The sequence below is a fragment of the Dyadobacter sp. UC 10 genome, assembly GCF_008369915.1.
Lineage (GTDB): Bacteria > Bacteroidota > Bacteroidia > Cytophagales > Spirosomataceae > Dyadobacter.
Genome location: NZ_VSRN01000001.1, coordinates 4,124,041 through 4,150,332 on the forward strand (window position 1 = coordinate 4,124,041; position 26,292 = coordinate 4,150,332).

Sequence of the window (26,292 nt, forward strand, 5' to 3'; positions counted from 1 at the left end):
TCGTAGTTCCTTGAAATATCAAAAGAAAATTGTATTATTTTCCTAAATGCAATATAAAACTGGGTTTTTGCTCCTGTTGGCGCTTTGTGAAAAGTTAGATGTAACTGATGGTAAAATTGTTCGCCCGCGTTGTTTAAAGAACGTAACCAAACCGATATAATCATGCTTTTGAAAAGATCGTGGCTTTTGAGCTTCTTTAGTTGTTGCTGTTTCCTATCTGGCAATGCCCAGGAAAACATTCATTACCAGGAGCGTATCAGGCTGATCAATGCGAATATCAACGAGGTATTTTATGATCAAAAATCTGGCCTTTATATTGAAACGAATGGAAAAAATGAAAAGCCGCATTCGTACCTGTGGCCGCTCTGTGCATTAATGCAAGCCGAGAATGAGGCAGAGGCAACGCTTTCGGAAAGCCAGCTGATGCAGCCGGTTTTGAATGCAATTGCGAAGTATAAAAATAATGATGCGCTGGCGCCGGGTTACCAGGCTTATGTCACAAAAGAGCAAAAGGATTCGCGGTTTTATGATGATAATCAGTGGATCGCGATTGCGGCGCTCGATGCCTATAACCGGAACAAGAATCCATCTTATCTGAACCTGGCGGAGGAGATTTACAGGTTTATGATGACGGGTTACGACAAAAAATCAGGCGGCGGTCTTTATTGGAAGGAGGATGAAAAAAACACAAAGAATACCTGCTCAAATGGTCCGGGAATCCTTGTGGCGCTGCAGTTATACAAATTGAATAAAAAGCCCGAATACCTGAACACGGCACTGGACCTTTATACGTGGACAAACAAACATTTACGTTCTCCTGACGGTACTTACTGGGATGCGATCAAGATTCCTTCCATGAAAATTGACTCGGCCAAGTACACTTATAATACGGGTACCATGCTGCAATCCAATGTATTATTATATGAAATCACCAAAGAAAAGAAGTATCTCGATGAGGCAAATAAGATCGCTGAGGCGGCCCGGGACTTCTTTTATGTGAACAACAAATTGCCGGGAAACTATTGGTTCAATGTCGTGTTACTTCGCGGCTATGAGGAGCTTTATAAAGTGAATAAGGACAAAAGCATTTTCAGCTTTTTCGTCGATGATGCGGAAAGGATCTGGAAAGAGGAGCGGGACGAGCATAACCTGATGGGCAGGAAACCTGAAAAATCACTGATTGATCAGGGCGCTATGTTGGAAATGTATGCGCGACTGGCACGTTTGACCAAAGAGTAATCAAAAAAAAGGGTTGCCGACTGGCAACCCTTTTTTTTGCTATTCCGAATCTTTGTACAATCCGAACTCGCTAATCGCAATGCTGACGGGCGATTTGGTGACCCGCAGCCTCACTTTTTGTGTAGTAACCGGTGCTTCCAGTTTGACGATCCTTTTGGCGCCAATGCTGGTACCCTTGTGAATTTCTTTCCAATTATTGTCCTGCCAGGCGTCAACTGCAAATTCCTCTATTCGCTGGCCGAGTTTGATGAATTCCTGAATGCTGATGATATCAAAAACGATCGGCTGGCCGAGGTCCATGATCACCTCGGGTGTTTTGAAATCATCGTCCGTCGCCCAATAACTTTCCGGCTTTCCGTCGAGGATATTTTTGGCGCTGTAAATAGAATTATAGCCTCTTACATTCACTGCTTTCGAAGTAGCCCGGCTGATCAGGTTGGTCGCAAAAGTCTTGCTCACGCGATCGCCGAATGCTTTTAATGTAGCAACGTCGTCTGCGTGCAGCTGTCCGCGCGTGTCGGGCGCCAGGCCAAGATCCAATGCCGCGCCGCGACCTACGCTTTTGAGGTATAGATCAAATAGCTTTTCGGGTGTTTTCGGTTTTTCATTTGGATGATAAAACCAGCCCTTACGCAATGGAACGTCACATTCAGCCGGAATCCAAAACTTTCCGTTGCGGGTGCCGCCCGGGTTTTCAGTCGCATTCGCCTGGCCCGGTACGGCTACATTCTGGCCTTCCGAAGGTTTTGGGGTCAAAGTAGCCCACGAAGTTTCGTTCACGCTGCCGTCTTCGTTGCCTGCCCAGCGCACGTCCCAGCCGATATCGCTGAAAATGTTGGCATTAGGTTGCAATTTGCGGGTCAGGTTTGTCCAGGTGGAATCCCATTGATAATAAGTCGTATTGTCGATCGAGCGTTTTTCCCTGGCGCCCCCATAGTATCCATCGCCGCCGTTGGCGCCGTCGTGCCACGACATAAACAGTTCTCCGTAATTGGTATAAAGTTCGCGGAGCTGCTCGCGGTAAATCGCCAGGTATTCCGGCGTTCCGTACTTCGCATTATTTCTGTCCCAGGGCGAGCAGTATACGCCGAATTTAAGTCCGTGTTTTCTTGTCGCGTCGGCCACTTCTTTCACCAGATCCCCTTTTCCATCCCGGAATGGGCTTTTGGAGATATTGTATTCTGTGGTTTTCGTCGGCCAGAGCGCAAATCCGTCGTGGTGTTTGGCTACCAGAACAATTCCTTTCAGGCCACCTGCCTTGGCTGCGAGCACGATCTGTTCGGCATTAAAATCACTTGGATTGAAAGTCTTCGGATCAGCATCGCCAAAACCCCACTCCTTGTTTTCAAAGGTGGTAGGGGTAAAGTGTATCAGGCCGTAAACCTCTGTCTGGTGCCAAAGTATCTGTCTGGGAGCCGGAAGCGCGCCGTAAGGTTTTGGGGGAGTTTGGGCGAAGGTATTCAGCGCCGTAAGGAGGAAGAGCGCAGTTATGGATTTTCTCATCAATGGTAAAAGGTAAAGTGCAGGTTTAATTTAAAGCTAAGATCGGTTTTTTTTGAAAGAGATTAATGATTTTATCAGGTGATGTTGATGTGTGGCCTGAAACGGCTTAACTGGTGTAGGTACACAACAAAAAGCGTAATTTTCATTCTTAAGTTTGAATACACTTCAACGTTCCAGATAATTTCATGCTATGTTCAATATTGTTGATGACTATATGGAATTAAGCAAAAACATGAGCCTGTTGATCAAGGAGTCTGGGTTCAAGGATGCTTATTTGGCAGAACAAATTGGTATGCCGGCGCCAACGTTCAGTGTTAAAAAGCAACGTGGAAACTGGACGCCGGACGAGATGAAAAAAAACTTGACATCATCGAAAGCGAAAAGTCTGAAGATTTGTTTCTGCTTGAATTCATGCGTGCTGAAAGCAATGAGCCGAGGTATCCGATCAATGATCTAAAAAAAATGGGATGGTAATAGAATACCGCAGGAAGTACAAATCCTTCCCTTCCTAATCAATCACAAACAAATAAGCCGGCCGCTGACCGATTTCAGCTGCAATTTTCGCCGGTATCTGGATTGCACCATCTTTGATTTTCAAAGCTTTTTTGTTTCCTGCCAAAGTGATCTTTGCATTGGCTGGCATTGGTAATCCTTCCGGTTTCAGGCTTTCAGGCAGCTTTTCGCCTGCATCGGCCAGATAGAATGCATAAGTGGTATCCCCCTTTTTTGTAAACGCCCATTTGCCCTGACGATAGGGGGCGAGCGGCTTGGTTTCGTAAATACCGACACCATTTACATTCATCCACTTTCCTATTTCTTCGAGGCGTGTATAAGCTTCTTCGTGCCACTCTCCGTCGGGGCCTGGTGCTACATTTAAAAGCAGATTCCCGCCTTTTGCGACAATATCAACCAGCGTATGCACCAGTTTTTGAGTCGATTTAAAATTCTCCTTCGGAATGTATGACCATGAATCGCCCATTGTCATGCACGATTCCCACGGGATCGACATATAATGATCAGGAATGGATTGTTCGGGTGTAACGTAATTTTCAAACTCACCGGTGACCGTTCTGTCTACCACAAGCAGTCCCGGCTGGTGTGATCTCGCCATTTTAGCAATGCGGGCCATATCGATATCCTGCTCATAAGGAATACTTTTTTGCCAGCTGATATTCGGATCGATGGTATTCATTGGTCGCACCCAGCCGCCGTCGAGCCATAGAATGTCGACGGAGCCATAGTCGGACATCAGCTCTTCAATCTGATTGTAGGTGAAATCTTTGAACTTATTCCAAAGCTCCGGGCGCTTTTTAGGGTCGTAGGAAGCATTCCGGTCTTTTGGCGGGAAATATTTCCACCAGTAAAACTCCGTGTTCCAGTCAGGTTTTGAAAAGTAAGTACCTGTCATGAAGCCCTGGTTGCGGAATGCAGACAGTACTTCCTTCGTCACATTGCTTTTAGGATTCGATTTAAATGGTGTGTTGGTGATTTTGTAATCGGTGTACTTGGAATCGAACATCGCAAATCCGTCGTGGTGTTTTGTTGTAAAAACCACATATTTCATCCCCGCATTTTTAGCGGCCTGCGCCCAGCGCTCCGGGTTGAATTTGACGGGGTTAAATGTCTTGGCAATATCCTCGTAGGCTTTTTTATAAGCGTACCAATCATGCGAATGCGGCCCGCGGCGCTCGCACCAGCCTTCGTCTTCCGGGCAAAGTGACCAGGACTCCACGATTCCCCACTGACTATACGTTCCCCAATGCATCAGCAGGCCAAATTTCACATCCTGCCATTTGGCCAGCTTTTGCTGCACCAGCGGATCGGTCGGCGCAACATATTTGGAATGATCCTGCTCAGCATGCTGCTGGGCAAACGATATGCTTCCTGTTAGCAAAGCTGCAAGCAGCATTGCTTTTAACTTTAAATTCATGTTTTCTGGAAATTATAAATGTAAAAGCGCGAACGCTAAAATCAGGCAAAGTGGCTTTTGGCATTCAAAATCCGCTGCTTTCCGGTTTTGTCATTAACCGTATAATTGAAGCCTTTCTGGATCGAGTATGCGCCTACTTCACCTTTCTTATTGATTGCGATAAAGCCGACCTGAAACGTTTTTGCTTTTTCGGGATTGATCTTGATAATGCGTTCCACAGCCTTTTTGCAGGCTGCCTCCGGAGAAAGTCCCGAGCGCATCAACTCCACGACGGTGTGCGTGCCGCAGATCCGGATCACTTCTTCTCCCTGACCTGAGGAAGTCGCAGCGCCCACTTCATTATCAACAAAAAGCCCGGCGCCGATAATCGGAGAATCACCCACCCGGCCGCGCATTTTAAAGCCCATTCCGCTCGTAGTGCACATGCCTGACAGGTTTCCTTTCGCGTCCATGGCAATTGTGCCCATCGTATCGTGGTTAAAGGAGCCGTCGTCGAAACGGTTTGGCGCAAATGGTCCGTGCCCTTTTGCAGGCTTGGATTGCTGGTGTTCTATATTGATAACGGGCTTGTATTCGCCTTTTTTCAACCATTCTTCATAAGCTTTCTTCGCGTCCGGCGACAGCTCACCCGATTCAAGCGGAATGCCGTTTGCGACTGCAAACTGCTGTGCGCCTTCCCCTACCAGACACACGTGCGGCGTAGTCTCCATTATTTTCCGGGCCAGGGTAATAGGATGTTTAATCCGCTCCACAAACGCTACCGAGCCGCAATTTGCCTTATCATCCATAATACAGGCGTCGAGTGTTACAAAACCGTCACGGTCCGGGTTACCGCCCAGGCCAACACAGCAATTAACCTCATTTTCTATCTCGATCGCAGCCTGCTCCACAGCGTCCAATGCGCTGCCGCCTTTTTCCAAAACCGGCCAGGCGCCGCCATTGGCGATTTTACCGCTATCCCAGGTGGATACAACCAGCGGCATGTTCGCTGCCGGGGCTTTTGCAAACAATTCATTCACTTTTGTAAATGGCAAAGCAAGAGCCGATAAGCGGAGGAAGGATCTGCGGTTGGATTTCATAGGATGGGGAATAGGAATAGTTTCTAATATTTTTGAAAATACCCTTCTATTAATTTAAATTTTTTCAAATATACTCGGCGAGTGTGTCCCGACAAATGAAAAATACGAAATTTTCGTCCGCGATTTGATACCTCTTACTTAATCCTCCGCCGGCGATTTTGTTTGTAACCCGATTTCCCTGAAATTCGGATTTCCAAAGCGGATCATCACCATGAAAAATATCTATACAAGAAAATAAAATTGCTTCATCATGACCCCTCAGAAAGCCAGTGTCGACGTTGCGATCAATGCTTACGGCAAACCCTATCAAACCGCCGTTACCCTTCTTACCTTAATGAAGACTTCGGGTCAATGGATCAATAAGATCTATTTCGTTGAAGAAGCCAAGCAGCCTGAACCTTCAAATTTTCAGTTTATTTTCGATCATTTCGGGGATAAAATAGTGTACTACAAACCCAGCTTCTGGTTGTGGACCAAGAATTTGAAATTTAACTTTTTACTTAAACTGAAATGGTTCAGGCGTGCGATCCGGTATCAGTATGCCTGGGAGAAATCCAGAAAAAAGTACCTGCTGGTGATACATAATGATGTGTATTTCAAAGGCGATCTGGTGAAGGAATATCTCGAACACATTGGCGAAGCTTCCGGGATCGGCCATATTGGTCAATGCTGGGTGTGCCCGGCTTTTGCGGCGAAACTTTGTCAGCCTGAGACTTATACACAATATAAGCCTGGATATCAGGAATTAATGCAGTTGTCTGCTGAGTATCCTCAGGCGCGCACATCCACCTACACGGAGGTCGTCGATCCTGCGGCTCCGTGGCCGCTTCCCGAATGCCGGCTCAATGAATATGTGGCGATGATCGATCTGGAAAAAACCAGAAAAGATACGTTGCCGGTCGGAAAGGGCTCCGCATTCGGAAGTTACGACAGGCTGGATGTGGGCGTAAAATGGTTTGCAGATATGAATAACCTGGGCCATTCTTTTGAACATTTCGACTACGATCCCTATGCGACGCACAGCTGGATCAGTCTGAAAAATGCCGGCCACGACGCGCTTTTCAACAAGGATCTGTACAAATATGAAGAATCCGTCGCATTGCAGCAGCTGATCGACGAGTTTGGGTACAATCCGCAAACCAAATCGCTTTAAGTCGAATGGTTCTGGAAATTCGTGACCTGCGCCAACAGTATGGAGATCTGGAAATTCTTGCAATTGCGCATTTTGCAATAAGTCACGGGATTTACTGGGTTCAGGGCGAAAATGGCGCAGGTAAGTCAACGCTTTTCAGGACATTATCGGGCATGCTGCCTTGCACGGGATCTGTAGTGATCGATGGGCAGTTTGATCTTAAAAAACATCCGGTCGAGTACAGGTTAAGGTTAAATCTGGGCGAAGCTGAACCTTTGTACCCCGCATTTCTGACGCCCGCCGACCTGATCGCATTTGTCGCCGAGGCCAAAAAGGCGCCGGAAGGTCAGGCGGACGAGCTTATTTCCCGGCTTGGCATCAATTATCTGAAAAACAACTTTGGCAGCTGTTCCAGTGGAATGGTCAAGAAGGTCTCGCTGGCGCTGGCTTTTTTAGGTAATCCCAAAATCATTATTCTCGATGAGCCGCTGATCACGATTGACAAGCAGGCGAGAGAAGCTTTGTTTGGTATCATCCGGACTTACCACGAATCGGGCGTCACATTTTTGCTTTCTTCGCACCAGCCTTTTCAGCAGGAAGGTCTGGAAATCACGCAAAGTTTCGGGCTGCGCAATAAGACGCTTGTTCCGCTTTCGCTGCCATGAAAACGCTGCTCACTTCCACAGTCTACGAATTTTTCAGGCGCCGTGCGGGAATGTTCCTAGTTTTGCTTGGCATTCTTTTCGGATTTATGGGCGGCGCGGAACATCATGCCATCGCCGTTTTTTTTCTGACAGGATCCTATGGCATGCTGTATTTATTCTGCATCTGGCTGCTTTATTCATTGTTCTGTGCGCAATTCGTATATCAGCTCTGGAAATTACCCGAATACACATTTATCTACGACGCCCGGGTTTGGCCGGTGTTCGTGCGGGTAAAAAGACTGACTTTTATGGCGCTCGCATTCCTTCAGCCGATTCTCTATTATGGAGTTTACCTCATTTCAATTGCTGCCCAGGACAAAATTTTGACCAATATCTGGCCTGTTTTCATCTACTATCCACTGCTTGCGGCCCTCCTGGCGGGCATCGCAGAATGGCGGCTGCGGAATCCTATCAGATATGTAGCTATATCGAGTGCGGGGGGTATTAAATGGCCGTTTCGACGGCCGGTTTCCTGGTTATACTGGTCGGTCGAGTGGCTGTTTCAGGAGCGTGGCGTCACTTTGCTTGTGGGAAAATTGGGGCCGATACTGGGTGCTACCGGCACAATGCTTTATTATTCGACGGATGTATATGATCTGCGGTTACCAGCCGTCGGGTTGTCGCTGGCTTACCTTTTAAACTCCGGGATTTCGTTTGAATACTATAAGTGGGAAAATGAAATTTGCCTCTGGGGCAGGTCGATGCCGGTATCGCCTTTTAGGCGCTTTATGCGCATTGTGATATTTCACGCGATCATTATTTTGCCGGAAACATTCGCAGCAATCCGGAATGCGGCTTTAAGTGTGGGTGAAATTTTGCAGGTTTATTTATTGGGACTAACGATCCTGACAGTTATCCATTTGTTTTTTTATAAAAAAGAAGGTCAGCCCGACGATCCGCTGAAAGTTTTCCTTTTCGGCTTCGTAGGGCTGACCTTACTTATATTGTATAAAATTCCGCTGCTGTTATTGGTCGCCGCCGGAATGCTTTTCTCGGTCTTGATTTATCCGAAGTGGTATAAAATCTGACCTATTTGGAAGGCATAGATGGTCTTACTTCAATTTTGCTCGGCAATGTGCGTGCGGGCAACTTGATCAGGTCCGAAATAATTTGACCGATATCCTCAGGCTGGATTTTCCATGCATCTTTTTCAGAAGGTGAATGGTTATTGAACTCGCTGGCCACGGAGCCGGGCATGATGGTAGTAACCCTGATCCCCGCTTTCCTTACGTCCAGCATCATCGCCTGTGAAAAGCCTACCAAGCCGAATTTGCTTGCATTGTAGGCAGTTCCGTTCTCGAAGAAGTTGGTTCCGGCCAGACTTGCAATAGAGATGAAATAACCTTTCGAGCTGGTCAATGCAGCTAGTGATGCTTTTGCACTGAAAAACACGCCTGTCAGGTTAATATCAATTGTTTCCTGCCATTGTTCCGGGGTAAGTTCTTCAATCGGAGCGAAATGTCCGACACCTGCATTGGCGATAAAATAATCCAGTTGGCCCCATTTGTTGAGTATGGTCTGCACTGCATTTTGCTGCGACTCATAGTTTCTCACATCCGATTCGATCCCGATCGCGAAACCTTCACTGATCTTGTTGAGCTCGGCGGCGGCCTGCTCTGCGTTCTCTTTGGAGCGACTGGTAATTGCGACGCGGATTCCTTCTTTAATAAGTACCTGGGCAATCCCGAACCCTATTCCTTTGGACCCGCCGGTTATCAATGCGGTTTTTAATGATTCTGACATGGTTGAAGTTTTTATTAAGTAATTACTGTAAAAAGACAACAGCTATCCATTTGATAAGGTTTGAAAATAGTCGTTCCCGGGCGCCCGGGTGCCCGGCTTTCTCAGTAAAATAGCTCCGTTTTTCACTTAAGTAATGTCTAAAACCCTATTTTTGCCAACCATTTATTCTTTTTGACAGATTTATAAATCATCTATGAAAATAGTAGAAAACAAGGTTGCATTGGTAACCGGAGCTTCCCGGGGAATTGGTCGTGCGATTGCTTTGAGACTGGCCCAGGAGGGAGCTGATGTTGCATTTACTTATCTTTCCAGTGTTGAAAAAGGCGAGGCGCTGACCAAGGAACTCGAAGCTTTTGGTGTAAAGGCAAAAGGTTACCGCTCCGATGCATCTGATTTCCAGGCAGCTGACCAGCTCGTAACCGATGTAGTAGCCGATTTCGGAAAGCTCGATGTGCTGATCAACAATGCAGGCGTGACCAAAGACGGACTGTTGATGAGAATGAGCGAAGAGCAATGGGATACGGTAATCAGAATCAACCTGAAATCTGTTTTTAATTTGACAAAAGCGGCTACCAAAAGCATGATGCGCGCCAAAAGCGGATCGATCATTAATATCACTTCCGTGGTTGGGATCAGCGGAAATGCAGGCCAATCCAACTATGCGGCTTCCAAAGCAGGTATTATCGGTTTTACAAAATCCATCGCACTTGAATTAGGCTCCCGTAACATCAGGTCCAATGCAGTTGCCCCCGGGTTTATCGAAACGGAAATGACCGGCGCGGTAGAATCCAAAGCAGTGGAGGAATGGAAACAATCCATCCCGATGAAGCGCGGCGGACAACCTGAGGAAGTGGCTGACGCCTGCGTTTTTCTGGCCTCGGATCTGTCCAGATATATTACCGGCCAGGTCATTCAGGTCGACGGTGGTATGTTAACCTAGTGTCTTTCTTCGTTTGTAGAATAGCTGGCTGTTTCATTGTATATTGTAACATTGCCAGCTATTGACTCTGAGCACATGCGGTCCGAACTTATCTTTCAAACTCCTTACTGGTTCCTTATTTTCTGCATTGCGGCCGGGCTTTTGTATGCATTTCTGTTGTATCAGCCAACTGCTTCCTGGGGTAAAAAGTGGAACTATATTCTGGCGGCTTTCCGTGGAATCACGGTTGCGTTAATTTGCTTTCTGCTGCTCAGTCCGCTGGTCAGGAAGACGGAAACTTCTGTCGATAAGGCCAAGATCGTTTTCGCGATTGATGATTCAGAGTCGGTAGGAGCGTACGGGAAAGCCGTCATGAAGGACGTGGCCGAAGCGACCGGACAATTGAATGCTTCCGGCTTTGAAGTAAGTATGGAGACATTAAGCGGTACTTCGAAAACGCAGCCCGATTCTATACGTTTTGACAAAAATAAAACAGACCTGACCGGCATGCTGCAATCGATCCGCAGCAACTTTGAGGGCAGGAACCTGACGGAAGTGATCCTGGTTTCTGATGGTATTGTAAATCAGGGTGTTTCTCCGGCTTATAACAATTTTCCTTTTAAAGTGAGCCCGCTGGCCGTGGGCGACACGGTGCCGGATCTGGATATCCGTATCAAAGATGTGGTTAATAACCGGATCGCATACCTCGGCAACGAATTCCCGATCCGGGCTGAAATTGCTGCAAACGGGCTTGCCGGCAAAGCAACTACGGTCACGCTCAAACAAAACGGGCGGGTGATCCAAAGTCAGAATGTAGCGATCGACCGGCCGGACTTCTTCAAGGCGATTGATTTCAAGGCTACTTCTGCTCAAAAGGGAGTGCAGCATTTTACGCTGGAAATCGGGCAGGTCTCGGGTGAGACTTCCAAACGGAATAATCGCCGGGATGTGTATATTGATATTATCGACGGTAAACAAAAGGTCCTGATCATGGCGCTGGCGCCGCACCCGGATATTAAGAGTCTGAGAAGCGTGATAGAGGCGAATGAAAATTATGAGTTGGATATTAATATTTTGTCGATTTCCACTAATGTACCCGCGGCTACGAAACCTTATGACCTGGTGATACTGCACCAGATACCGAATGTTCTTGGACTTGGGAATGCGCAGATCAGGAGGTTTATCGACGCTAAAACACCTTTGTTCTTTATACTAGGTAACCAGTCGGCAGTGCCGCTGGCGAATTCGCTCAACCGCTCGCTGACGATCAATACTTCCAACAACCAGCTTGACAAAGTTACTGCACGCTTCAATCCGGCATTTCAGCAGCTTAATTTTGACACAGAAAGTCTGAAATTGCTGGAAAGGCTGCCACCACTTTCGGTCCCGTTTGGGGAATATAATCTTTCCTCAGGCACAGAAACAATTCTTTATCAGAAGGTAGGGACCTTGAATACCAGCAAACCTCTGCTCGTTTTGAACACCAGCGGTGACCATAAAGTAGCTGTACTCGCGGGGGAAGGATTGTGGCAGTGGCGACAGGAAGAATTTGCACAAACCAATAAGCAGGAGGTGGTCGATAATCTTTTTCAGAAACTGATTCAGATACTTTCGCTACGGGAAGACAAGCGTAAATTCAGGGTTTATCCCACCAATAATGAGTTTGAAGCCGGAGAACAGGTAACGTTTCAGACAGAGATCTATAACGATATTTACGAACCGATTTTCGGGCAGGAAGTGAAGCTGGACATTACGGATGAAAAAGGCAAAACAAAGCAATTTACCTATACGCATTCCAGCGAATCGCCCAGGTTTAATATGACCGGCCTGCAGGAGGGTGTATACCGCTACATGGCTTCTACGGCTTTGCGGGCAGGTCAGGAGCGGTCAGCCGGACAGTTTATTGTCAAAAATGTTGATCTGGAAATGAATAATACCACTGCCGATTTCGGCATGCTGCGGGAACTTGCCGGCCGCTCCGGTGGTGAATTACTTAAGCCCTCTTCGCTTGCTTCCTACGTACAAAAGTTAAAAAGTGAACGCCCCGCCGACCGTCTGGACAGCTCTGAGGAAATGGTTGAATTGATTTATATGAAATGGCTGTTTTTTTTGCTGATACTTCTGCTCGGCGCTGAATGGGGATTAAGAAAGTACCATGGCGGATACTAAAATCGTGTTTTCCGGAATTTCGAAGTCAATTGCAATTGTTTATCTTCTTATTTTCACTTGCTTTTTTCAACCCCTTTATTCGCAAAAAAGTGACTCACTCGCTGTAACTGATGTAACGGATTCGGTCGGGATAAAGCGGCCAAATTATGCGATGTTACGGGGGATTTTTGCAGCTCAATCTGTTTTGTACCTTGGAACGATCTACGGGCTGAGTAAATCCTGGTACAAACAGCCGCTCACCAACTTCACGATTCAGGACGATTCCCGCGAGTGGCTTCAAATGGACAAAGTGGGGCACGTTTACACATCATTCCAGATCGCCCGTCACACGGCTGCACTTTATAAAAAAACAGGTATTTCGAAAAGGCAAATGCTTGTTTACGGGGCTATTTCAGGCATTATTTTCCAAACCCCCATTGAAATCCTCGACGGCTTTTCACCCGATTACGGATTCTCACCGGGAGATATGATCGGCAATATCGCGGGCTCTGCTTTATATCTCGGCCAAGTGGCATTATGGGACGAAGTCCGTATTCATCCCAAGTTTTCATTTCACGCAACCCGTCTGGCGAAAGTGCGGCCGGAGCTGCTGGGAAAGAGTTTGACAGAAAGTTGGCTGAAAGATTACAATGGGCAGACCTACTGGTTGTCTGCCAGTCCGCAATCATTTTTTCCGGGAAGCAGTTGGCCGGGCTGGCTCTGCTTTTCAGTTGGTTATGGGATTCACGACATGGTTTCGGCAGAAGTATCCACGAGCCGGAAAATGGGTTACCGGCCTTACCGGCAATTTTATTTGTCTGTTGATATCGACCTGACCAAGATCAAAACAAAGAGTAAATTTGTTCGTACTATCGGCTTCCTTGTCAATTCCTTAAAGATACCTGCTCCTGCATTGCAGTTCAGCAGGCATGGTATCGATTTTAAGCCGTTTTATTTTTGAGAATAGGAGGGACCAGAGTTATTAACGCATTAAATATGAACATCGGAGATAAAGTAAGACTGGTACATGGGAGAGAAGAAGGTATTATCTACGCTTTTCTTCCAGGGAATGTGGTTGAGATAGAAATTGAGGACGGTTTCAGGATTCCTGTGCTGCGGAATGAAGTGGTTACTATTTCGCCGGTAGAATCGCAGCGGATGCAAAAGGGGCAGGAACCTGGGAAGGTTGTTGCAAAGTCGGATATGATCGTTCCGCGCAATGCACCCTTTGCAGAGAAAGGCATTTACCTTGCATTTGTATCAATTAATGATAAATCACTGACGGTACATATCATTAATAATACGGACTGGATTTTGCCTTTTACGGCTTCGTCCATTCAGAATCAGGCACAGACCGGGCTGGGAGCGGGTGTTTTGCAGCCGCGGCAGTCGCAAAAGCTGGCAGAAGTATTGATGAAGGATTTTGAAGAATGGCCGGTTTTTGAATTGAATGTGCTGTATTTCAGGGAGGGGAAACATCTGCTGCCTCAATCTTTGAGCAAAAAAATAAAATGCCGCGCCCAATCTTTTTATAAAAGCAAAAGAAAAGCACCGGTATTGGATAAAGAGGCATTTATTTATCAGCTCGACGAGGAAAATCTTAAAAAAGAACCGGTTCTAACCGACAAAGAACTTTCTGCTGCATTGAAAGAAAGCATGCTGAGAGGAGCAGGCTCAGAGCCGTTGAAGGTTGAAAAGCCGGACACGATAGTTGATTTGCATATTGAAAAACTCATGATCGATACGGCCGGGATTTCTAACGAAAATATAGTGAAAACACAGCTCAGCGCTTTTGAAGCAAACCTTGAGAATGCAATTGCAAATGGTATGGAAGAAATAACTTTTATCCATGGAGCGGGTAGCGGTGCATTGAAAAATGAACTGCACCGGCGTCTGAGCAAGCACAAGCACGTGGCTTATTTTAAAGATGCATTAAAAGATAAATTCGGATACGGTGCAACCCTCGTCAAAATCAAGTAGCCTGCTGGCCAGGATATTATATCTGTTCTGTTTATCGGTCATTGTATGGAGCCAATGGCAGTGTCGTTCCAAAAGCACCTCTCCTCAAGCACCTATGGAAGAATATAAGTACACGGATAAGGCAATCCAGAATGAGAAACACTTGTCCGTCATGAATGTTCCGATCGAGCTACCGGTTTCGGAGATCGAAAATCAGATCAATGCAAAGATTAAGGGTCTGATTTATGAGGATAATAGCTACCAGGATGATAACAATGATAATATCAAAGCGAAAGTCTGGAAAATCAGTCCGATCCGCGTCGTAGCGATCGACTCTTCTTTTTTATTTGAAGTTCCATTAAAAATCTGGGTGAGTGCTGGCTATAAAGTCAGTCCGCTGGGAATCACGATGTCGGGTTATAAGGACACGGAGTTTTCTATACGGATCCGACTGATTTCCAAAATCGGTATTGCCGCAAACTGGCAGATTAAATCAGAGACTTATGTAGACAGCTACGACTGGATCTCAGATCCCAGCATTAAAGTGGCCGGGTTGAACATTCCGATCAAAAGTATGGCCAGCAGAATGCTGAATAAGAATTTTGATAAAATAACCGAGGCGATCGATCAGGAAGTAGCGAATAATCTGGAATTGAAAAAGAATGCAGAACTCGCCTGGAATATCGTCAGGCAGCCGGTAATGCTGGCGGAGGAGTTTGATACGTGGCTGGTAGTAGTGCCAACAAGTGTGGTGATGACTCCGCTTTTGGCAAAGAACAATGTAATCAGAGCAGTGTTGGGAATCAAAGGGTATACGCAAACCATCACGTCCGCCACCAAGCCTAGCGTGACGGCTGTCGAAAAGCTGCCCGATCTACAAATTACACAGCAAGTGAACGATGATTTCAAAGTCGGGCTGATCAGTGTCGTTTCTTACGAAGATGCAGCGCGGCTTGCAACCGCAAAAATGAAGGGAGAAACCTTTTCGTTTTTAGGTGGGCAATATAAAGTGAACGTAACTTCTGTTGAGCTGTATGGTCAGAACGACAAACTGGTCATTAAGGCAGGGCTTGCGGGAAGTATTTCAGGATATATTTACTTAAAAGGCGTCCCTTATTACGATCCGGCGACGCAGCAGTTGTCATTGAAAGGGCTTGATTATGATTTGGAAACGAGAAATACAATTGTCCGCACAGCGGGTTGGTTGTTGCAGGGACAGTTTAGCAGAATGATGGAAAAGAAAATGACATTCCCGGTCGGCGACCAGATCACGGAAGCGAAGCAGACCATTCAGAAAGCGCTTGGTAACTACAAGGTTACAGACGGAGTTACCCTAAAAGGTACGCTTTCGGACATTCAGCCTGACAAGGTTTACCTCACTCCGAAACACCTTTATTCGGTCGTTTTTGCACACGGAAAAGTGAATTTGAAGGTCGATGGATTGAAGTGAATTTGAAGGAAAACGGACAGAATAGTGCGCATCTGTACCATAAATTTTTACTTTTTATAGTATATTGACTGCTGATCAAAAGAAAGTATTTGTTAGCTTTGTGGTCAGAGGAAAGGAGTGAGCTGTCCTACCGCTGCGGTAATTTTGCCGGAGAGGAAAGTCCGGGCAGCGCAGAGTACCGTACTTCCTAACAGGAAGGCAGCAGATTGGGAACGGTTTGTTGACAGCCAGTGCCACAGAAATAATACCGCCTTGGCATGTTTTTTATAATGTTGGGGTAAGGGTGAAATGGTGGATTAAGAGCCCACCGCCTGACTGGTGACAGTCGGGGCACGGTAAACCTTACGGGCTGAAAGATCAAATAGGTGTCGGTTTGTGGGGCTGCTCGTCCCCGTTCTCAGGAACGTCGGCACGGGTAGATCGTTAGAGGTTCAGGGTGACCTGAATCCTGGATAAATGGTAGGAGTTCCAGGCAGTTAAACCGCATGGAGAACAGAATCCGGCTTACAGGCTTACCCTTTTTTCTTATTTTTGAGTTTATTTTATAGTGCAATATTGAATCACATAACGCGTGTTTCCCATGAAGAAAAAGAATCTTTACGTTGCTTTACTTTGTTTGTCCCTGCTGAGTTTGGATACGTCTGCCCAAAATCGAACGTATGACGGACCCAACAAAATGAATACCTGGTCCATTACCGGATACGGGGGGATTACAAAATTCTTCGGAGATTTATCGCAATACAGTGGCTTCAGGCGCGGGGACAGAGAGGAATTCACCGCAGGCTGGGGCCTTTCCATTAACAAGCAGTTGTCGCCCATCTTTGGTGTTCAACTTGTGGGTTATAATGGACGCCTGCAGGGAGCGAAAGATAATCACAAGAGCTCTCTGACGGACAGAACTTATAGCGCCACTTTCAATAGTCCATCTTTTGTTCAGGTGACATTGGATGGAACAATGAATCTGAACCGTCTGCTTTTAGGTTACAACAAGCTGCGCAGATGGAAGTTTGATGCGCACCTTGGAGCAGGTATTATCTACTACCATACTGATATCGATTGGAGAGATGTGAACACTGGCCAGGCTGACAACTTCTCGACTAATACAGGCGAGAGCTCTAAAACAGCGGGAAAATGGGAGCGTAATGGTTCAGTTTATACACGTGAATGGGTAGTTCCAGCTGGTTTTACATTGCACTATGAGCTATCTCCAAGATTCGACCTTGGTTTGGATTACACACATAACTTTGTAAATACAGAGAAAATGGATGCAACAGTTGGTGGGTTGAGCGACTATGACTCACAACAGGGTATCTGGACATTTGCAAAGGGAGATTCTAGAAATGACGCTTACGGAATGCTTTCACTTGCTTTGACTTACAAACTAGGTAAAAATGCAGTGAGAGCAAAAGACGGTAAATATGACGCTGCAAGCGGACGTTACCACCTTCGTTGGGCTAATCCAAAGCAATTGATACCGGTACCTTACAATCCAACTATGGACGATGCGGATTCAATTGCAAAAGCAAATATGCCTAAGCCGGTTGATCCACGTCTTTATACTGATACTGATGGCGACGGTGTTGCAGATTTGTTCGACAAAGAACCTAATACACCAGCCGGTAGCATTGTTTCAGGTGGTGGTGTTGCACTCGATATTGATAAAATCATCAGAGACGCTATCAAAAATAACCTTCCGAAAGACGAATGCGAAGCATTGTTCAGCAACATCGAATTTGATACTGACAAAGCAATAATCCGTAATCCTTCGAAAGAAACTTTGAGCAAAGTGGTTGAATTGCTGAACATGCGTACCAACTGCCGCATCGTTCTGGTAGGTCACACAGATGCCCGTGCTTCTGACAGCTACAACGTATCACTTTCCCGCCGCAGGGTTGATGCCGCTAAGAGATTCCTTATCCGTGCCGGTTTAACAGATCCAAGCCGTATCATTGCTGAATACTACGGTGAGTACCGCCCGATCGCAGAGAATACAACGGTTGAAGGTCTGCAGTCCAACCGTCGCGTTGAGATCAAGATTTTGCCAAACAACTCAATCCGCTCAACTTATCCTGCCGGTTTCCGCAGATAATTTGAACAAAAGACTGAAAAGGGAAGACAGCAATGTCTTCCCTTTTTTTATGCCTCCATATTTATAAACAGAGATAATTTCTTACCTTTGCACCCTGTTTAATCCAGGGACGAGTTCCCGCTATAACAAATTCATAATGGCAGTTAAAATCAGGTTAGCGCGTCGTGGACGCAAAAAGAAAGCGATTTATGATATCGTAGTCGCAGATGCCAGAGCACCACGTGATGGTCGCTTCATCGAAAAATTGGGGATCTACAACCCAGGTACAAATCCTGCTTCCATCGTTTTGGAATCGGATAAGGCAGTTGACTGGCTTTTGAAAGGGGCTCAGCCAACTGATACGGCGCGTTCTATCTTGCAACATGAAGGCGTTTTATTGCGCAAGCACTTGCAGGTAGGTGTGTTGAAAGGTGCAATCACACAGGAAGTTGCAGATACACGTTTCGAAGATTGGAAAGGATCGAAAGCAGATCGTAAAGCGACTGCGGCTGACACCCTAACGCAGAAAAAGGATGCTGACAAGCAAGCGAAACTGGATGCAGAACGTAAAGTGAGCCAAACTCGCGCAGAAGCGATTGCTAAGAAAAATGCGCCTCCAGCAGAGCCGGTTACAGAAGTTGAAGAAGTGCAGGACGAAGTTGCAGAAGGAGTTTCTGACGCAACTGAAACTGAAACAGAGGCACCTGCTGCTACAACTCAGGAAGAATCTGCGGAATAATTATTGCTTCAATACTTTTTATGGGTCTGTCGGTAATGCCGTGCAGACTCATACTTTTTTATATTCATCCTAATTTTTATTATCCATGACGCAGGATAATTGTTTTTTACTGGGATATATTGTCAGAACACACGGGACGGCCGGCAATGTGGTAATTTATCTGGATGTGGATTATCCGGATGATTATGATGGGCTGGAATCTGTTTATGTGGAAATCAAAGGAGATTTGGTTCCATATTTTATTCAGGATATTAATCTTCAAAAGCAAAGTAATGCCATTGTTTCTTTCGAAGATGTAGATTCAATGGCAAAAGCGCAGGCGCTTGTAGGAAGTTCGCTTTATCTTCCCCTGGAAGACCTGGAAGAGCTTGGTAACGAGGATTTTTATTATCACGAAATAAAGGGCTTTACCGTAGTGGATCAAACGTCCGGCGCGCTGGGTGTTGTTCGGGATGTGTATACACTGAATGGGCAGGATCTGATTGCAATGGATTACCAGGGTTCTGAAATACTCATCCCAACTGCTGTTGAGATCGTTTTGAAAGCCGATAAGGAAAAGCAACAGCTTATTGTAAACCTGCCAGAGGGATTACTGGATGTTTATCTTGACAAAGATTCAGCAGCAAATACACCGGATGATGCGGATTGATATATTAACCTGTGTTCCAAGCCTGCTCGATAGCTTTTTTGCGCATTCTATTTTGAAGCGCGCACAGCAGGGTGGGTTTGTAAGTGTCAATGTGCATGATATCCGGGACTATTCGACAAACAAACATCGCACGATTGATGATTATGCATTTGGAGGAGGCGCCGGAATGGTCATGCAGATTGAGCCGATTGCCAGATGTATCAGGTCTTTGCAGGAGGAGCGGGATTACGACGAGATTATTTACCTGACTCCGGACGGCGAGCTTTTGCAGCAGCGAACCGTAAATCAGTTATCCTTAAAAGGTAATCTGATTTTGTTGTGTGGCCATTATAAAGGAGTTGACCAACGCGTCAGAGACCTGTTTGTCACAAAAGAGATAAGTATAGGTGATTACGTACTTTCCGGGGGAGAGCTCGCTGCGGCTGTTCTGGCCGATGCGATTATCAGACTCTTACCTGGCGTTTTAAATGACGAAACTTCCGCACTGACGGATTCTTTTCAGGACAATCTGCTTGCCCCACCGGTTTACACCAGACCAGCCGATTACGAAGGCAACAAAGTGCCGGATATTCTCATGTCCGGGCACGAAGCTAAAATCGAGGAGTGGCGTTATGAGCAGGCTATTAAGAGGACAAAGGAGCGGCGCCCCGATTTATTAAAGTAGAATCTGTTCGGACAAGTCAATCTCAGGCCCTTAAAAATCAAGGCTGCAATTAATCCATTCGTTGTCAAAGTTGGTGCCGTACTTGCGGTAAAAGCCCACCGCAGAAGTATTCCAGTCCAAAACCTGCCAAAGCATTCCCGTGCATCCGGTTTCCTTCGCTGCGGTCACTGTTGCATCAAACAGTATCTTTCCAATACCATTTCCGCGCATGGATTCGGTTACGATGATATCCTCCATATACAGCCGCTTTCCTTTCCAGGTTGAATACCGGAAATAGTAGAGCGAAAGGCCGATGATCTTTGAATCGGATTCCGCTACGAAAAAATCATACAGTTTTTCGTGGTAATCGCGCGTCATTTTTTCCACGTTATTGGATACCTGGTTGAGCGCTCTCTCGTAGATAGCCAATTCTTTTACTAATTCAAAAATCGCCGGAATATCCTCTGCTTTTCCCTGTCTGGTTAAAATTGTCATGCTGATGTTTTTTCTTAAAAGCAACCTTAAATCTAAAATATACCTGTTGCCACTAGTAGTTTAAATAGTTTTCCCATTTTTCGATAATTGCCTGAAAGTTTTCAGGTAGCTCGGTATCAAACTGTACCCACTCCCGGGATGTAGGGTGAATAAAACCCAGTGACTTTGCATGCAATGCCTGACCTGGTAGCAGGCCGAAGCAGCTTTCTACCATGTCTTTATATTTTCCGCTCGATACACTGCGTAATATCTTATCTCCACCATAAGTTGTATCGTTGAAAATTGGGTGGCCAAGGTGTTTCATGTGAACCCTTATCTGATGAGTTCGTCCCGTTTCGAGATTGCATTTGATAAGCGAAACATAACGCAGATTTTTAATGACCTGATAATGCGTAACTGCATGCTTCCCATAGCTGCCGTCAGGGAACATATCCATTACTCGTCTGTCGCGGATACTTCGCCCGATATGACCTATGATCGTTCCTTCTGCTTCCTTAGGTTCTCCCCAGATCAGCGCATAATAGGTTCGTTCAATGGTGTGATCGGAAAATTGTTTGGCCAAAAAGGACATAGCAAATTCGGTTTTCGCTATTACCAGCAGTCCAGAGGTGTCCTTATCGATTCGGTGAACAAGTCCTGGCCTTCCTTCGCCGTTACGGCCCGTAGGGAGTTGTTGGAAATGATAGACCAGACCATTGATCAAAGTGCCTGTCCAGTTTCCGTATGCTGGGTGCACAACCATGCCGGTTGGCTTATTGACGATCAATAGCGCATCATCTTCGTAAACAATATCAAGCGGAATGTTTTCAGGGAGAATTTCGGTATCACGCGGAGGTTGCGGCAGCGAAAGTGTGATTATATCCAGCGGCTTTACTTTGTAACTGGCTTTGGTAGGAAGACCATTTACCCTGACCGCCTCTGCCTCGATTCCGTTTTGTATTTTTGTCCTCGATGCATTGGCCACATGAAGGTTCAAATATTTATCAAGCCTGATCAAACCCTGACCTTTGTCGGCCACAATCCGGTAATGCTCAAACAGATCGTCTTCATCTGACGTAACTTCAATAAGGTCTTCGGACATTTCTATTTAAATTGAACGGAAACAAAAATATCAAAATTAGTGGACTTACTAAGTCATTCGCCTCCGACGCCTTTGCAGGAACTGCATAATGAATTATGTGAAAAAGCCGCAGTGCGCCTATTTGTCAAGCGAGATGACCTCATTCACCCGGAAGTTTCAGGGAATAAATGGCGTAAGCTTAAATATGTTCTTAAAGAGGTTAAGCAGCTCGAAATCGACAGGGTTCTTACATTTGGCGGTGCTTACTCCAATCACTTGTATGCCCTGGCATCGGCCTGTAGTGAACTGGATATAAAGGCGATAGGGATAGTGAGGGGAGAGAGGCCGGTAGAAGAAAGTGCAACTTTGCAGTTTTGCAGGCAAAAAGGAATGGAACTGCATTTTGTCACGCGCGAGGAATACAAATTGCGACAGTCCGAAGAATATCAGTCAAGCTTAAGTCAGCAATTTGATTATCCCTATCTGATACCGGAGGGTGGAACTTCCGTACTGGCGCTTCCCGGCGTGAGTGAACTAACTACCGAGGTGAAAAACCAATTGGGGATTGTGCCCGATTATTATTGCGTGGCGGCGGGTACCGGTGGAACTGCAGCTGGAATTTTGTGTACAGGCGCGAATGTAGTGGCTTTCTCAGCATTGAAAGGTGGTGGTTTTTTGAAAGATGAAATCGACGGGCTTATTCAAGACTACCAGAATCCGGGAATACTGGATTTGCAGACTTCTTACCATTTCGGTGGTTATGCGAAATGGAATGCCGGACTTTTAGACTTTATAGATGATTTCAAAAACAGGTTTGATATTCAACTGGAGCAGGTATATACGGGTAAAATGCTTTACGGCGTCTTCGACCTGATTAAAAAAGGCTATTTTTCGAGAAATGCTATTATTGTCGCCGTTCATACCGGCGGCCTGCAAGGTCTCGTCAGGAAATAACCTGCGATATCGTCTCTTCGTTGCTGCTTTTTGTATTAATAAATTCTTTGATCAGATCTCGGTCTCCCGCAATCCAGAGGACATCCTGGTTTTCGATGATCATAGAAGAGTCGGGATTAAGAATGCGCTCCCCATTTCGTTCCAATCCGACGATCATACCGTGCGTTTTTTCACGTATACCGCTGTTTCTGATGTTCTTGCCCCTGATATTGTATTCATTTTTAACCTCAATCCGCTCCAATACGATCGTATCTTCATGCGCCATATACACGTCACCGCTGGTACTGATTTCCACATGTCCACGGAATATGTCCAGCTGGTCATCGGTCCCGATTACCTCAATGCGGTCGCAGGGGTACAGTACTTCTGTTGGCTTGGGTAAATAAATTGTTTTGCTTCCCCGCTCGATCAGCACGACATTAATACCGAAATTCTCCCGGATTTTCAGCTCCTGCAACGTTTTGCCGATCAGATTTGAGTCGGCACTAACTTCCAGGAAAGCAAAATGTGCGTCCCACGGAAGTAAGATCCTTTTGGATTTTCCACTTCCTTCCAGTTGCCGGGCATTCAGATTTTGTAAAAAACGATCTTCGATCTTGCTGTAAAACAATTGTAGCCTTCTGTAAAAGATCGCAAAACCCAGCAGCATAATACCTGCGGCGACGGCCAGTGCTGTGGGCGTCGCAAAAAAGGAGCTGAGCAAAAAGCCCATCAATAAGATCGCAACCAGGACACGTGACAGTTCCAGCAGCAGCAACGGGCCGCGACTGAATTTGCGGCTAAGCCAAATGGCCGAATAGGCTTTTCGATTGGATCTCTTAAAAATAAGCGCCCAGAGGAACGGAGAGATCAGCAGAAAGGTAATGCCGAATAATACTGAGTTCGTAACATAGTTTTCCGGCACAACCCTGTGCAGCTGATCAGCAAGTTGCCGGGAAGCGGCCAAAATAATCCCGATTACGACAACCGAATTCAGTACAACAGTCTGCGCGTACGATTTCAGGATCTCCTGCCACTGGGTTGTTTGCGTAATAGTTTCAGTGCTTGTGCTGTAACGGTTGAGGTAATGCCTCCATTTTTCGGGCAACTTTTTTTCAAACCAATTGTAAAAAGGCTCCGATGCCTTCATCATGTAAGGCGTTGTGAATGTTGTTATTACCGAAACGCCGACTGCAATGGGGTAGAGGAAATCGCTCGTTACATTGAGAGAAACACCTAGTGTGGCGATAATGAAGGAGAATTCACCAATCTGCGAAAGGCTCATGCCGGATTGCATTGATTTTTTTAGAGGCTGCCCCGATATAACAGCTCCCATTGTGACAAACATGGTTTTTCCCAAAATCACTACGAATACCAGAATCATTGTGGGCACAGCATATTGAACCAGCAATCCCGGGTTGATCAGCATACCCACAGAAATGAAGAAGACAGCGCCGAAAAGATCTTTCAGCGGTTTCAGCAAATGCTCTATTTTTTCAGCATGCGTAGTTTCAGCCAAAATTGAACCCATTATAAAAGCGCCCAGTGCGGCAGAAAATCCCGCTTGAGTGACCAGAAATACCATCCCAAAGCAAAGCGCCACGGAGGTGATTAAAACACTTTCGTCATTCATCAGATTCCGGTAGCGCCTTAGTAGCGTAGGGAATACGAAAATTCCGCCCAAAAACCAGATCGTCAGGAAGAAGAATAGTTTCAATATGGATTGCAGCAGCTCGAAACCAGCAAATTGCTGACTGATTGACAATGTGGAAAGTAATACCATCAGCAAAACTGCCGTGAGATCTTCGATGACGAGAATGCCTAATACGACCCGGGTGAATTTCTGGGTTTTGATACCGAGCTCATCAAAAGCCCTGAATATGATCGTGGTAGAGGATATTGCGATAATACCTCCCAGGAAAAGGCTATCCGTTTTGCTCCATCCCATCAGCTGGCCAGTGACAAAACCGGTGATCAGCATCATCGTTACTTCAAAAAGCCCGGTAATCGCGGCGGTATTTCCGACTTTGACAAGCTTTTTAAAACTAAACTCCAAGCCCAGATTGAATAGCAAAAAGATCACTCCGATCTCAGCCCAGATCTCAATGGTTTTGATGTCGGTGATGGTAGGGAAGAGGTGGAAATTAGGACCAACAAGTAATCCGGCCAAAATATAACCCAACACGATTGGCTGTTTCAATTTCTTGAAAATGAGGGTAATGATACCCGCCATCGTGAGTATTAAAGAAAGGTCTACGATCAGTTGCGGAACATGCGTCATGTAAAGGTATTGTTGATGTATTGTATCAGAAAGGTCAATAAAATACAAAAAGCCTATGATTAATCAAAGGCTTTTTGTCTATAAAATCGCAAATTTTAGGGCATCGTGATCAGCCCACGCTTCCTTCCAGACTGATTTCCAGTAGTTTTTGAGCTTCTACCGCAAACTCCATCGGGAGCTGGTTCAGGACTTCTTTTGCATAGCCATTTACGATCAATGCAACAGCTTGTTCAGTGGGAATACCCCGTTGATTACAGTAGAAAAGTATGTCCTCGCCGATTTTTGAAGTCGTCGCTTCGTGCTCTACTGTTGCCGAAGGGTTATTGACTTCGATGTAAGGAAAAGTATGGGCGCCGCATTTATCTCCCAACAAAAGTGAATCACATTGGGAGAAGTTACGCGCCTTGTCGGCTCTTTTGAAAACCTGCACCAACCCGCGGTATGAATTCTGGCTTTTTCCGGCCGAGATACCTTTGGAAACAATACGGCTTTTGGTGTTTTTACCAACGTGGATCATCTTGGTACCCGTATCAGCCTGCTGCATATTGTTGGTTACAGCAACTGAATAGAATTCACCGATTGAATTATCACCTTTCAGGATCACAGAAGGATATTTCCAGGTAATAGCGGAGCCGGTTTCAACCTGTGTCCAGGAGATTTTAGATCCACGACCGTCGCAGAGGCCGCGCTTGGTTACAAAGTTGTAAATACCGCCTTTCCCGTCCTTGTCACCAGGGTACCAGTTTTGAACGGTGGAGTACTTCACATTCGCATTTTCGTGTGCGAAAATCTCTACTACCGCAGCGTGCAGCTGGTTTTCATCACGCATTGGGGCAGTGCAACCTTCAAGGTAACTGACGTGGCTGTCTTCATCACCAATTATCAATGTACGCTCAAACTGGCCTGTACCTGCCGCATTGATACGGAAATAGGTGGAAAGCTCCATGGGGCAGCGAACGCCTTTCGGGATATATACAAATGATCCGTCGGAAAAAACCGCCGAGTTCAATGCTGCATAGTAATTATCGCGCGGAGGTACCACCGAGCCTAGGTATTTTTTAACCAGATCCGGATGCTCGCGGATCGCCTCGCTGATAGAGCAAAAAATGATCCCTTTTTCTTTAAGTGTCCCTTTGAAAGTAGTGAACACAGATTCCGAATCCATTACCGCGTCTACCGCAATACCCGAAATTCTTTTCTGCTCATTCAGAGAAATACCCAGTCTTTCAAATGTATTACGCAGCTCGGGGTCTATATCTTCAATACTTTCGACCGCCTTCTTTTTCTTGGGCGCTGAATAATATTTGATAGCCTGGAAATTGATCTCGGGGTAATGTACATTTGGCCATTCAGGCTCTTTCATACCGAGCCAGTGATGATATGCTTTCAAGCGCCATTCGAGCATCCATTCAGGTTCGTTCTTTTTAGCGGAGATGAACCTGACAATATCATCGCTCAGCCCGGGAGGGGCTTCATCCGCTTCAATATCAGTTACAAATCCGTATTTATATTCCGAACTGGTGATTTCCTCCAACAATTCTTCTTCTTTGCTCATAGTCTTTAATTTATCACGCTTTGCCTGGTAATTATGTTAACACAGAGAAACGTCATTGAGTTT

22 protein-coding genes and 1 other RNA gene are annotated in these 26,292 nt (G+C 45.9%); 15 read left to right on the top strand and 8 right to left on the bottom strand.

Annotation, left to right across the window (positions count from 1 at the left end; translation table 11 throughout):
- Positions 1-162: 162 nt before the first annotated feature.
- On the top strand, positions 163-1,239 hold the full coding sequence (locus FXO21_RS17120; protein ID WP_149641217.1) for a glycoside hydrolase family 76 protein: 1,077 nt from the start codon (positions 163-165) through the stop codon (positions 1,237-1,239).
- A 39-nt stretch (positions 1,240-1,278) separates the two neighbouring features.
- On the opposite strand, the gene FXO21_RS17125 is transcribed toward FXO21_RS17120, so the two are convergent.
- From FXO21_RS17125 to FXO21_RS17135, 3 genes are all read right to left on the bottom strand, one after another.
- Positions 1,279-2,742, bottom strand: a complete 1,464-nt coding sequence (locus tag FXO21_RS17125) for an alpha-L-fucosidase (protein ID WP_149641218.1) — start codon at positions 2,740-2,742, stop codon at positions 1,279-1,281.
- Positions 2,743-3,250: 508 nt separating this feature from the next.
- The gene (locus tag FXO21_RS17130; protein WP_149641219.1) at positions 3,251-4,672 is read right to left on the bottom strand and encodes an alpha-L-fucosidase; all 1,422 of its coding nucleotides are present in this window, start codon (positions 4,670-4,672) and stop codon (positions 3,251-3,253) included.
- 41 nt (positions 4,673-4,713) lie between these two features.
- Positions 4,714-5,751, bottom strand: a complete 1,038-nt coding sequence (locus tag FXO21_RS17135) for an isoaspartyl peptidase/L-asparaginase family protein (protein WP_149641220.1) — start codon at positions 5,749-5,751, stop codon at positions 4,714-4,716.
- 250 nt (positions 5,752-6,001) lie between these two features.
- On the opposite strand from FXO21_RS17135, the gene FXO21_RS17140 reads away from it, so the two are divergent.
- From FXO21_RS17140 to FXO21_RS17150, 3 genes are read left to right on the top strand one after another with little or no spacing between them, the layout of a single operon-like run.
- Positions 6,002-6,904 carry a hypothetical protein gene (locus FXO21_RS17140; RefSeq protein WP_225865730.1) on the top strand — a complete coding sequence of 301 codons (903 nt, stop codon included), beginning with the start codon at positions 6,002-6,004 and terminating at the stop codon, positions 6,902-6,904.
- 5 nt (positions 6,905-6,909) lie between these two features.
- Positions 6,910-7,548, top strand: a complete 639-nt coding sequence (locus FXO21_RS17145; protein WP_149641222.1) for an ABC transporter ATP-binding protein — start codon at positions 6,910-6,912, stop codon at positions 7,546-7,548.
- Positions 7,545-8,615 (top strand): hypothetical protein, encoded by a 1,071-nt coding sequence (locus FXO21_RS17150; RefSeq protein WP_149641223.1) that lies wholly within the window; start codon positions 7,545-7,547, stop codon positions 8,613-8,615. The genes FXO21_RS17145 and FXO21_RS17150 overlap by 4 nt, the downstream gene beginning before the upstream one ends.
- Before the next feature lies 1 nt (position 8,616).
- Here the strand turns inward: FXO21_RS17150 and FXO21_RS17155 are convergent, their stop codons facing one another.
- The gene (locus tag FXO21_RS17155) at positions 8,617-9,330 is read right to left on the bottom strand and encodes an SDR family oxidoreductase (protein ID WP_149641224.1); all 714 of its coding nucleotides are present in this window, start codon (positions 9,328-9,330) and stop codon (positions 8,617-8,619) included.
- Between the two features lie 193 nt (positions 9,331-9,523).
- Here FXO21_RS17155 and fabG point away from each other — a divergent pair, with 193 nt between their 5' ends.
- The 10 genes from fabG (at position 9,524) to trmD (ending at position 19,926) form a co-directional block, all read left to right on the top strand.
- Complete coding sequence (gene fabG, locus FXO21_RS17160) at positions 9,524-10,270, top strand: 3-oxoacyl-[acyl-carrier-protein] reductase (protein WP_149641225.1); 747 nt, start codon at positions 9,524-9,526, stop codon at positions 10,268-10,270.
- A gap of 75 nt (positions 10,271-10,345) precedes the next feature.
- Entirely contained in the window at positions 10,346-12,418 is a 2,073-nt protein-coding gene (locus tag FXO21_RS17165) for a VWA domain-containing protein (protein ID WP_149641226.1), read from the top strand.
- A gap of 151 nt (positions 12,419-12,569) precedes the next feature.
- Complete coding sequence (locus tag FXO21_RS17170) at positions 12,570-13,358, top strand: DUF2279 domain-containing protein (protein ID WP_225865731.1); 789 nt, start codon at positions 12,570-12,572, stop codon at positions 13,356-13,358.
- Between the two features lie 35 nt (positions 13,359-13,393).
- A complete protein-coding gene (locus tag FXO21_RS17175) occupies positions 13,394-14,377 on the top strand; it encodes a Smr/MutS family protein (RefSeq protein WP_149641228.1) in 984 nt (327 codons plus the stop codon).
- 94 nt (positions 14,378-14,471) lie between these two features.
- The gene (locus FXO21_RS17180) at positions 14,472-15,806 is read left to right on the top strand and encodes a DUF4403 family protein (protein WP_149641229.1); all 1,335 of its coding nucleotides are present in this window, start codon (positions 14,472-14,474) and stop codon (positions 15,804-15,806) included.
- Between the two features lie 114 nt (positions 15,807-15,920).
- An RNA gene (gene rnpB, locus FXO21_RS17185) (RNase P RNA component class A) lies at positions 15,921-16,329 on the top strand.
- A 57-nt stretch (positions 16,330-16,386) separates the two neighbouring features.
- Positions 16,387-17,895, top strand: coding sequence for an OmpA family protein (locus FXO21_RS17190; RefSeq protein ID WP_149641230.1), 1,509 nt, complete (start codon positions 16,387-16,389; stop codon positions 17,893-17,895).
- 136 nt (positions 17,896-18,031) lie between these two features.
- Positions 18,032-18,613 carry a 30S ribosomal protein S16 gene (locus FXO21_RS17195; protein WP_149641231.1) on the top strand — a complete coding sequence of 194 codons (582 nt, stop codon included), beginning with the start codon at positions 18,032-18,034 and terminating at the stop codon, positions 18,611-18,613.
- Positions 18,614-18,698: 85 nt separating this feature from the next.
- On the top strand, positions 18,699-19,262 hold the full coding sequence (gene rimM, locus FXO21_RS17200; protein ID WP_149641232.1) for a ribosome maturation factor RimM: 564 nt from the start codon (positions 18,699-18,701) through the stop codon (positions 19,260-19,262).
- Entirely contained in the window at positions 19,252-19,926 is a 675-nt protein-coding gene (gene trmD, locus FXO21_RS17205) for a tRNA (guanosine(37)-N1)-methyltransferase TrmD (protein WP_149643529.1), read from the top strand. The genes rimM and trmD overlap by 11 nt, the downstream gene beginning before the upstream one ends.
- A gap of 30 nt (positions 19,927-19,956) precedes the next feature.
- On the opposite strand, the gene FXO21_RS17210 is transcribed toward trmD, so the two are convergent.
- Together FXO21_RS17210 and FXO21_RS17215 are read right to left on the bottom strand one after the other, a co-directional pair.
- Positions 19,957-20,400 carry a GNAT family N-acetyltransferase gene (locus tag FXO21_RS17210; RefSeq protein ID WP_149641233.1) on the bottom strand — a complete coding sequence of 148 codons (444 nt, stop codon included), beginning with the start codon at positions 20,398-20,400 and terminating at the stop codon, positions 19,957-19,959.
- 52 nt (positions 20,401-20,452) lie between these two features.
- Positions 20,453-21,481: an RluA family pseudouridine synthase gene (locus FXO21_RS17215; RefSeq protein ID WP_149641234.1), complete on the bottom strand. Its 1,029-nt coding sequence runs from the start codon at positions 21,479-21,481 to the stop codon at positions 20,453-20,455.
- A gap of 39 nt (positions 21,482-21,520) precedes the next feature.
- Between FXO21_RS17215 and FXO21_RS17220 the strand changes: the two genes are divergently transcribed.
- Entirely contained in the window at positions 21,521-22,414 is an 894-nt protein-coding gene (locus FXO21_RS17220; RefSeq protein WP_149641235.1) for a 1-aminocyclopropane-1-carboxylate deaminase/D-cysteine desulfhydrase, read from the top strand.
- Here the strand turns inward: FXO21_RS17220 and FXO21_RS17225 are convergent.
- Both FXO21_RS17225 and sufB read right to left on the bottom strand, forming a co-directional pair.
- Positions 22,404-24,674 (bottom strand): cation:proton antiporter domain-containing protein, encoded by a 2,271-nt coding sequence (locus FXO21_RS17225; RefSeq protein WP_149641236.1) that lies wholly within the window; start codon positions 24,672-24,674, stop codon positions 22,404-22,406. The genes FXO21_RS17220 and FXO21_RS17225 overlap by 11 nt on opposite strands.
- Before the next feature lie 109 nt (positions 24,675-24,783).
- Positions 24,784-26,229, bottom strand: a complete 1,446-nt coding sequence (gene sufB, locus FXO21_RS17230; protein ID WP_149641237.1) for a Fe-S cluster assembly protein SufB — start codon at positions 26,227-26,229, stop codon at positions 24,784-24,786.
- Positions 26,230-26,292 lie beyond the last annotated feature (63 nt).